Source organism: Paenibacillus sp. P4_A7 (assembly GCF_056402455.1).
This window is the reverse complement of the sequence record NZ_JBFUHJ010000195.1, coordinates 1-9,448: the sequence shown is the minus strand read 5'-3', so window position 1 is coordinate 9,448 and position 9,448 is coordinate 1. Positions and strand designations below refer to the sequence as shown.

Here is a 9,448-nt window from a genome sequence, read left to right as displayed (position 1 = left end):
TAGTATATCCATACGTTATCACCCTTTCAAAACGTATCGTTTAATTACTTCGGCCACTCCATGCTCGTTATTGCTTAAAGTAATAAAATCTGCTGCTTCTTTAACAGCATCCTGACCATTACCCATTGCTACGCCAAGCCCTGCCTCGCGAATAGCTGCGATATCATTCAAGCTGTCGCCTACAGCAATGACCTGCGACATCTCAATATTCATCAGTCCGCACAGCTCACGCAGCGCGCTTGCCTTGGATATGCCAAGCGGGTTAAGCTCTAGGTTTGATGGTGAAGAGTTCGTTATTTCAAACGCCCCCCAGCTTTCCACCTCAGCTAAAATTTTCTCCCTTGCTAGATCATCCTCCGTATAAAAGCCGAATTTCAACCAGTGATGCGCATCATAATCACCTGCCGGACTAATCCATTTTTCTTTATTAAAAATATCTTCTGCCGTGTATGCCCAGAACCATGGCTCCCCATGTGCCAATGCAAGCTCATGCAGTCTTTTCACATCTACCGGACTCATATGCGTTCTTTTATGAAGCACATGCGGCCGATGCCATATTTCACTGCCATTAACCGTAATCATCGGTGTGGTAAGCTTCAATTGCTCTGCATAGGGCAGCGCGCTTCGGAATCCTCGTCCAGTCGAAAAACTGACCGTGACACCCGCATCTATTGCTTTTTGAATCCACTCCGCATTTTCCGCACTAATTTCACTCTGCTCATTCAGCAGTGTTCCATCCATGTCGAGTGCAATTAGCTTGTATTGTTCCATTATAGTGTGCCTCCTCGCAGCAATTCCGCTTCAATAATTATGTTCAACTGATTAATTATTTTAGCACACTTATGCCAGATTCTAAATGAAAGACGAAGTCTTTTTCAAAATCATAATACAGAGAAGGAGCAGCCTCCGCCTGCCGGCGAAATCTACTCCTTCTAAAGTCTTAAATTACGAAGCTAATGTTAATCACTCAGTGGTCGTCACACTTTCAGTCTGGGTTTGGGATTCCACTTCAGCTCCAGCCTCATTGTTTGTTCCTTCAGCAGGTACAGGAGCAGCAGCTTCCTCTTTCAAAAGCAGCTCCTGTCCGATTACTTCCAGCTTCTCAAGCACTTCATCGATTGAAGCCGTGCCATCCAAAAGCTGTTGAAGCTCTTGCTCTGCCGCACCGTTAAACTCCATCCAGAAGCTTTGTGGCAGCTTATTATAAGTATTTATTGTTTTTGGCTTGAGCTTATAGAAGGCTGCAACATTACGTTCATCATTATTTTTGATATAATTTGTGCGAACCGGGAAGCCGCCGTATAAAGTTGATTTCGACTTCACTCTTGCGTATTCTTCACCCGTAACATATTGTAAAAATTCCCAAGCGGCTTCCTTGTTAGGTGATTCATCCATTATTGCAAATAAGTTATAAAACGACATATCGCTGCTTTGATCTGGGTATTGCTTGCTAACTGGCACAGTAACCAAATCCCAATTTTTAACAACCGTTGTTTTATCCTTAACATAATCCTCAGCTTGTTTAATCTGATGGATATAATTGATACCGCCCAGAACCATTGCCGAACGCCCCGATATAAACAGATCTCTTAGTAAGCGATCCTCATAACTGCCGCTTTCCTTATTCGCATTTTTTATCCCGTTTTCAAAATAAAGAGCTTTCGAATTTATAGCGTCGAGCGCCTTCTGATATACATCCTTCCAAGCATCTGAATTAATTGTCATTTCCTTCTTAGCTGGATTAACGTACTGAATACCTTCAGAAGTGGCGAGCATACCCGCAAGTGAGAAGAGGTTGTGACTGTATTTGATTAAATTCAATCCATATACACGATCCGTCTCCTCGCCGTCAGTAGGAAATTGCCGTGCGAGCTGAATCGTCTCAACCCAGCTCATTTGGTCAGTAGGATATGGTATTTTGTACTCGTCAAACAAATCCTTATTATAAATGATTGCATCGCTATTAAAATTGGATGCCAAGCCGTAAACCTTGCCTCCGCCCAGCTCCTTCAAATAATCAATCCTGCCAGGTACAAGGCCTTCTGTATTATATCTTTCTTTTTCAATGGAGGGGTCTAGGTCGTACAATTTACCTTCACTTGCAAGCTTCTTATACTGTTCTGGTTGCAGCAATACAAGATCAGGCTTTTCATCTTCAATAAACTTCATTGTCATAGCGTCATAATCTACATTTTCTCCTGCATCAATACTTGAGGTTGATAAGACCTGAAAATTAACGTTAGGATATAACACTGAGAATAGCATCCCAAATTGCTCTTGAAAACTACTTTCGTCGTAATACATGACTTTTAAAGTCACTTCCTTCTTCTTGTCCAAACCTTCGTTGCCTGCCCCAAAGCTGCATCCTGCCAGCAAAGTTGCAATTATTACAATGGATAAACCGAATTTGAAATATGATTTCATATGTAAAGCTCAACCTCTCTCCAAATAATAAACGCTTGCGAAGATTACAATACCGCTACCCTCCTCTAACTATTACATTGTCTTTGACCATAAAATACAAATTGTCCCAATAGTGTGACGTATTCAAGCGAGATAAAGTTACCAAATTATTATATTTTTTAAAAAATATATAAAAAAATATCCGTTTAAAAGAATGAGATCGAGGCTTCTCAAGCCTCATCTTTTCTTTTAGACGAATATTTAGTGGATATTTATTAAAACAATTTCTATGCTAGTTGTCGTAAACGAAGCTTCTTAATGACGATGCCATGCGACGGCGAGAACAGAAAAGCCGCGACGAACAATACGGAAGCTGCACATACCATACAACCAGCAATAGAAGCATCAAGTAAGACTGCTGCGCCATATCCGATAAAGGTACTAGCAATTCCTGCTGCAACACTAAGCATAATCATAACACCAAGCCGGTCTGTCAATAGATAGGCTGTTGAGGCTGGAATGATAAGCAGGCCAACAACTAGAATGGCGCCTAYGCTCTCGAATGAACTGACCGTTGCCATGGATACAAGACCCATCAATAAATAATGGAACAACGCGACTGGAATGCCAATTGCGGCAGCTAGTGCGGAATCAAAGGCGCAAAGCTTGAATTGTTTATAGAACATACCGATTACCGCAATGATGACCAGCAATGTAACTCCAAGCAGCCATACGGCCTTCGGTCCCATATTTACCCCGCCTAGCACCCATATGTTCCAATGCACATATGCAATTTCGCCATATAGGATTGCGTCCTGATCCAGATGTACTTGCCGAGCATACAAGCTTACAAGCACAACACCTATTGCAAATAACGATGTGAAAACAACACCAATAGATGCATCCGCTTGAATTCCACTGTTTTGAAACATTTGAATTAGAAATGTCGTCAACAGACCGAAAACTAGAGCTGCAAACATCATAAGCATGGAGTCACGTGAGCCGCTAAGTAAAAAAGCAATGACAATACCGGGCATGACCGAGTGACTGATCGCATCGCCAATCATGGCCATTTTTCGCAATACGAGAAATACACCTAAAATACCACAGCAGCTAGCAACGAGCGCTCCCGTCAGTAAAATCCAAAAGTCGCTCATAGCGCCGCCTCCTTCTTCTGGCCTTCATGAATTCGGTGTTCCAATTCACGACTATAACGCTGCTTCACTTGTTTGCGAGCTAGACGCTTTGCAAGCAATCCTCTTTGAGGCCCGAATAAAATAGATACAAAAAATAACAAGGTCGCAGCCAGTACGGTTACCGGACCAGTAGGCAAATTGGAGACGGAAGCACTAATCAAAGTGCCTATTCCCCCGCTTAATGCACCGAATAGGCCGGACAGTACAACCATTAGACTTAGACGATCCGTCCAATATCTCGCCGAAACGGCTGGTGTAATGAGCAGTGCCGCAACTAGAACAACGCCGACTGCCTGTATACCTGCAACAACAGCAACCACCATTAGCAGCATAAGCAGCTGTTCTAGCAAAGCGACTGGATACCCTATACCTCGCGCAAAGCCAGGGTCAAATGAAATAATTTTAAACTGCTTGAACAACAAGGTACATATCGTAATGAGTGACAAGCATACGATGGACATCGTAATAACATCCGATCCGATCATAGAAGCAGCTTGCCCGAATAAAAATTTATCCAGTCCTGCCTGATTCCCATAATCGCCATGCTGTATTAATGTCAGAAGCACAATGCCAAGTCCAAAAAATCCAGATAATACGATTCCCATAGCTGCGTCCTGCTTCAACTTGGAATGACGAGTAATATATCCGATCCCAAACGTAGCAATTACGCCTGCAATGCCTGCACCAACTAGAAAAAGTCCGATTGATTTTATGCCTGTTAACATAAACGCGATACATATTCCGGGTAAGGCAGCATGCGCAAGCGTATCACCCATTAAACTTTGCTTCCGTAAATAGGAGAAGCAGCCAATGACTCCACTGCTGAGGCCTAATAAAGTACAGCCAAGAAAAATCCATTGCATATTCGGATCAGCAAGCATGGACCATATCGTTTCCACAGGTCACACACCCTTTCCGCCGGTGGATGCCGGGGACTGCAAGCTGCGATCCAGAAAGGCTAATCTACCGCCGTACGTACGCTGCAATTGCTCCTGAGTAAATATTTCGGCAGTGGGTCCAAAGGCTTGCAATTCTACATTAAGTAGCAACACGGAGTCAAAATAATCCTGAACGGTTGCCAAATCATGATGGACGACAATAACCGTCTTCCCTTGAAGCTTCAGCTCTTGCAGCAGCGTAATAATCGCCTTTTCCGTTGCGGCGTCTACGCCTGCAAACGGCTCATCCATGAAATACAGCTTAGCATCTTGTGYCAGCGCCCGGGCGAGAAATACCCGCTGCTGCTGTCCTCCGGACAGCTGGCTGATTTGTCTGCCCGCAAAGTCAGCCATTCCAACCTTATTCAAACACTCGAGAGCAATCGCTTTATCCTTCGCCCCAGGTCGACGAAACCATCCGAGATGTCCATATCTCCCCATTAACACAACATCAAGCGCATTAGTTGGAAAATCCCAATCAACCGATTCACGCTGCGGCACATAGCCGATCATCTTCCGTTGCTGCTTGTAGGGCTTTCCATAGACAAGCACTTCTCCACTAATGCTCGGGATTAGTCCCAGCGCTGCCTTCATTAATGTTGACTTACCGGCTCCATTTGGACCGATGACGCCAACTAGCTCTCCCTCTTTCACTTCAAACGATACGTTTCGCAATACCGGCTTTTTCTGATAGGCAACACTTAAACCAGAAATAGTCAGTGGTGCAACTGCTTCGATTTTCATAGTCTTACTTATATTTGTTTGACTCATTGTCATCACTCGCTTTCCCTGCTTATTTCAAGGCATTCACAATCGTATCGACATTGTGCTTAACCATACCTATATAAGTACCTTCTTCAGTTCCCGCGTTACCCATCGCATCGGAGAACAGTTCGCCGCCAATCTTAACCTCATGGCCTAATTGCCTTGCACCTTCAATAACCGACTCGATCGATTTTTTTGGTACGCTTGATTCAATGAAAACAGCCTTAATTTTGTTTTCAACCAAATAGTCCCGTAGCTTGCTTACATCCTTAGAGCCGTACTCAGACATCGTATTCATACCCTGTAAACCCGTGACAGTTAACCCGTAAGCCTCTCCGAAATAACCAAAAGCGTCATGAGCAGTAACTAGAATCCGATCTTTCTCTGGTATGAGAGCAATTTGTTCACTCGCATACTTATCAAGCTCTTCCAGCTCTTTGATATAAGCGTTCGCTCTGTCGTTATAATAATCGGTATGCGCAGAATCCTTCTCCGATAAAGTGTCCCGAATAACTTCGGTTGTTGAAATCCACAGCTTCACATTGAACCATATATGCGGGTCATGGCCGCCCTGCCCCTTCTGCGGGTTAGCACGAAGCTGATCCTCCGTTAAATACTTAGAAACGGCAACAGTTGGCTTGCGCTTCTCCAACTTCTCGAACATTTCAGCCATTTTCCCTTCCAAATGCAAGCCATTATAAAAAATGACATCCGCATCATCGAGCTTTTTGATATCGCCTTGCGATGCTTTATAAAGATGGGGGTCAATTCCCGCCCCCATCAATCCGCTGACTGCAACATATTCTCCTCCGACTTGCTGAACAACATCGGTAATCATACCTGTAGTTGCTGTAATATTTAGTTTTCCATTTCCACCAGTAGTTGATTGCTTACCCCCGCATGCAGTTGCCAGCACTACAGTCAGCGTTAATAGAAGGATGGTCATAATAAATCTACGGAAAGCCGAATTCATTTTAGATTCTTTACGCAATTGCAAAACCTCCTCGTCATTACCATTATATATTCGAACATCTTGCCCTCATGAACATTTTTTTGCCTTAAGCCTTTTTTTTAATAATACACAAAAATGTTTCTCTTGTGCAACATTTATTTTTGAAACGGACTAATTCGAGTTTTCGGAATGCCAATTAAAAGTAAAAAAAACTGCCCTCAAGCAGCAATTGCTACTTAAAGGACAGCTTTTCTAACTGAAACTACTTCATTAAACAAATTATCGTGCTGCGTCACCAGTGACCGCGTTGTTAGTCGTTCCATCCGCATTCTCAGTTTCTGGAGAAATAGGAGTCTTCTTTTTAGGGACGCCAGTTAAGCCAATCTCCTCGTCGTATGCATCAAAGATTTTACGAGCGATTGGTGATGCACCATAGCTCCCGTAGCCTCCGTCTGGCACAACGACCGCAACCGCTAGCTTTGGATTGTCCGCAGGCGCGTACGCAATGAAGACGGCGTTTTCTGCTCGGCGAGTCGCGACATCTTGCTCAGATGTACCTGTCTTACGCATGTAAGAATATCCGAAATTTTCAAAGCCTTTCGAGCTAACCTTCGACATACCCGCCTCGATTTCTTCMCAATATTCTTCTGGAAGATCAATCGTATTCAATACCTCTGGCGTGTAGCCTTGAATGACATTTCCATCCGAATCCTTAATTTCGTTAACGAATTGCGGCTTCAATCGTTTACCATGGTTAGCTAGCATAGTAACATACTGCGCTAGCTGCAGCGTCGTATAACGACCCTGTTGGCCAAAGGAAGCAAAAACAAGTGCTGACTGGGTACTGGCTTTTTCAGCCTCGTTAAAGTAATCGATAACACCTTTTGATTCATTTGGCAAACCGCTTCCCGTTAACACTCCGAGTCCGAATTGCTTCATGTAATCATCCCAAATTTCAATACTGCTCTTGCCATTCTGCGTGCCACGCATATAAAGCTTATTAGCGACCATCGAAGACAAAAAGGTATTGGATGAATGCTCGATGGCTTTCGCAGCATCAATGTTCCCGTACACGTGGTTTTGAGAATTTCGAATAAATGTCTCATACCCTTTTTTACCGAAAGAAAATACCCCTGTGTCCGAATAAATGGTCGTCGGTGTAAACAATCCCTCATTTAATCCAACTAAAATGGATAATGGTTTTATGACTGAGCCAGACGGAACAATAGACGATGGATGCTTGTTTCGCTCCGCCTTGCTCTCATACTTGCCGTACACCGTACTAATCGTCCCATTTTTCAATACGTTCTCAAAGTTATCATAATTCTCCGGACTAATTCGGCCGCCTGCCCAAATGTTTGGGTCGTAGTCCGGCATGCTGGCCATTGTTACAATTTTACCCGTATCGACCTCCATAGCAACGGCAAAGCCAGTTTGCGCATATGGCGCCCTCTCAAAGCTGTTAGATGAGGTTCTTATCTTTTTTAAATGTTCCATAATGGCTTCTTCTGTTTTCAACTGCATATTTTTATTAATCGTTAAATAAAGGTCAGAACCTTTCTCTGGGTTCGTAATTTGCATCGGACCAATAACTTGTTCTGCATTGTTGACTGGATAGGACTTCAAGCCATTTTTCCCCCGAAGCACGTCCTGATACATATATTCCAGTCCATCCACGCCAACGTCCTCTTCTTCCAAGTATTTAAGCTTAGCGTCCTTCTCTAAGCTTTTCTCCTTATAGAAGCTGAAGTTATCCCTGACGCCGCCCTTGTACTTCTTAAGATATCCAACCAATTGAACCGCTATGGAGCTATCATCATAATTTCTGACGCTTTCCTCCAAAATATCAACGCCCTTTAAGGATGTGCGATTTTCCATAAAATAAGCAATTTCCTTATTAGTCAGTCCGGACTTAATCCGACGCGGCGTAGATATCGTATTAATTCTGAAATCAAGATCCATTTGACGAATAATATCATCCTCCGTCATTGCCTTGGCTGGATCCCCGTGTTCAGCGAACACTTTTGCTAATTTTTTCGCCATTTCCTTTTCAACCTTGGCCCATGAATTATCCTTAGACTTGTCAGGCTGTGATTGAATGGTGAAATATAAAGATTGTGTCGATGTGGAATATGCGATTGGATAACCAGTAGAGTCGTAAATATTTCCCCTTATCGGTGGGATAGGGACTTCTCTAGTCCCTTTCTTGCTTCCTTCCGCTGCAAGCTTAGGTCCTTCAACAAACTGCAAGATGGCAAGCTGCACAATCAATATACTAAACAAAGCAAAAGCAACGAAAAAGAAAAAATTTAAGCGAAAGGAAAAATGTCGTCGATTTATAATTTCCCGTTTTTGCGGATCGTCTTCCAAACTTATCACCTCATATTCTTGTATCTAAAACTGACGTTCACTTATTAAGCATCTCGAATATGTGTTTTATCGAACTGCGGTGGATTAAACCAATCTCCTGAACTCGCCCATGTCGCATCGAGCGGAATCCAACTGTCATCGCCTTCACCAATCTTTACTTCATTCCATGCATGCGGACCATAGCCGCCCCGTCCATCAGCTCCCATTCCAGTAACGACCCGAACCTCCAAGCCCGCTGAGCGAGCCATCACCGCATATAAACGTGCTGTATCTATACATACGCCTTTACGCGTATCAAATGTCTGTGGCGGTGTTTGTTCTTTCCATATGCCGTGYTGTTCATAGTTATTAGCCTTATCCCAATCATACGTTATTCGGGTACCCAGCCACTCATAAAGCTTGTGAGCTTTCTCCTCTTTCGTTTGCGCGTCTTTCGTGACGTATAATGCAGCTTTCTCAATCTCTTCGGGTACTGCATAGTCAACAATTTCATATTTCCGTTTCAAAATTTGCTGGAATTGCGCTTGTACTGCTTCTGTTAAAACTGGTCCTTGTCCTGCCAGCACATCACCAGCTACCGGCTCTAGTAAAGCGGCTGCCTTCTTATAAAGCGGTGATGCAGCAATAGTATCTGCAAACCATGCACTGGGTAGAAGTGAAACATAAACAAATAATAAAGCGATAAAAACAAAAGATCGACCCGCACCATGAGCGGTGCCAATTATCGCTCCGACCGAACGGCTTGTGAATTTCTGACCTGACAGTAGACTTTCACTTTCATGTCTGTCGCTTCTTAACACACCTGCAATAAGCCTCTCTAACAA

8 protein-coding genes are annotated in these 9,448 nt (G+C 43.4%); all 8 read right to left on the bottom strand.

Going from position 1 to position 9,448, the window contains the following annotated elements:
* Window positions 1-18: 18 nt before the first annotated feature.
* Complete coding sequence (locus AC1DWN_RS20235) at window positions 19-771, bottom strand: Cof-type HAD-IIB family hydrolase (RefSeq protein WP_477560706.1); 753 nt, start codon at window positions 769-771, stop codon at window positions 19-21.
* Between the two features lie 192 nt (window positions 772-963).
* On the bottom strand, window positions 964-2,424 hold the full coding sequence (locus tag AC1DWN_RS20230; protein ID WP_477560705.1) for an ABC transporter substrate-binding protein: 1,461 nt from the start codon (window positions 2,422-2,424) through the stop codon (window positions 964-966).
* A 266-nt stretch (window positions 2,425-2,690) separates the two neighbouring features.
* Window positions 2,691-3,560 (bottom strand): metal ABC transporter permease, encoded by an 870-nt coding sequence (locus tag AC1DWN_RS20225; RefSeq protein WP_477560704.1) that lies wholly within the window; start codon window positions 3,558-3,560, stop codon window positions 2,691-2,693.
* On the bottom strand, window positions 3,557-4,480 hold the full coding sequence (locus tag AC1DWN_RS20220) for a metal ABC transporter permease (protein WP_477560709.1): 924 nt from the start codon (window positions 4,478-4,480) through the stop codon (window positions 3,557-3,559). Before AC1DWN_RS20220 ends, AC1DWN_RS20225 begins: the two co-directional genes overlap by 4 nt.
* 21 nt (window positions 4,481-4,501) lie before the next feature.
* The gene (locus AC1DWN_RS20215) at window positions 4,502-5,308 is read right to left on the bottom strand and encodes a metal ABC transporter ATP-binding protein (RefSeq protein ID WP_477560708.1); all 807 of its coding nucleotides are present in this window, start codon (window positions 5,306-5,308) and stop codon (window positions 4,502-4,504) included.
* 22 nt (window positions 5,309-5,330) lie between these two features.
* Complete coding sequence (locus AC1DWN_RS20210; protein WP_477560707.1) at window positions 5,331-6,275, bottom strand: metal ABC transporter solute-binding protein, Zn/Mn family; 945 nt, start codon at window positions 6,273-6,275, stop codon at window positions 5,331-5,333.
* A 258-nt stretch (window positions 6,276-6,533) separates the two neighbouring features.
* The gene (locus tag AC1DWN_RS20205) at window positions 6,534-8,633 is read right to left on the bottom strand and encodes a peptidoglycan D,D-transpeptidase FtsI family protein (RefSeq protein WP_477560703.1); all 2,100 of its coding nucleotides are present in this window, start codon (window positions 8,631-8,633) and stop codon (window positions 6,534-6,536) included.
* A gap of 35 nt (window positions 8,634-8,668) precedes the next feature.
* The coding region (locus AC1DWN_RS20200) for a transglutaminase domain-containing protein (RefSeq protein ID WP_477560702.1) at window positions 8,669-9,448 on the bottom strand (780 nt) is incomplete at its 5' end.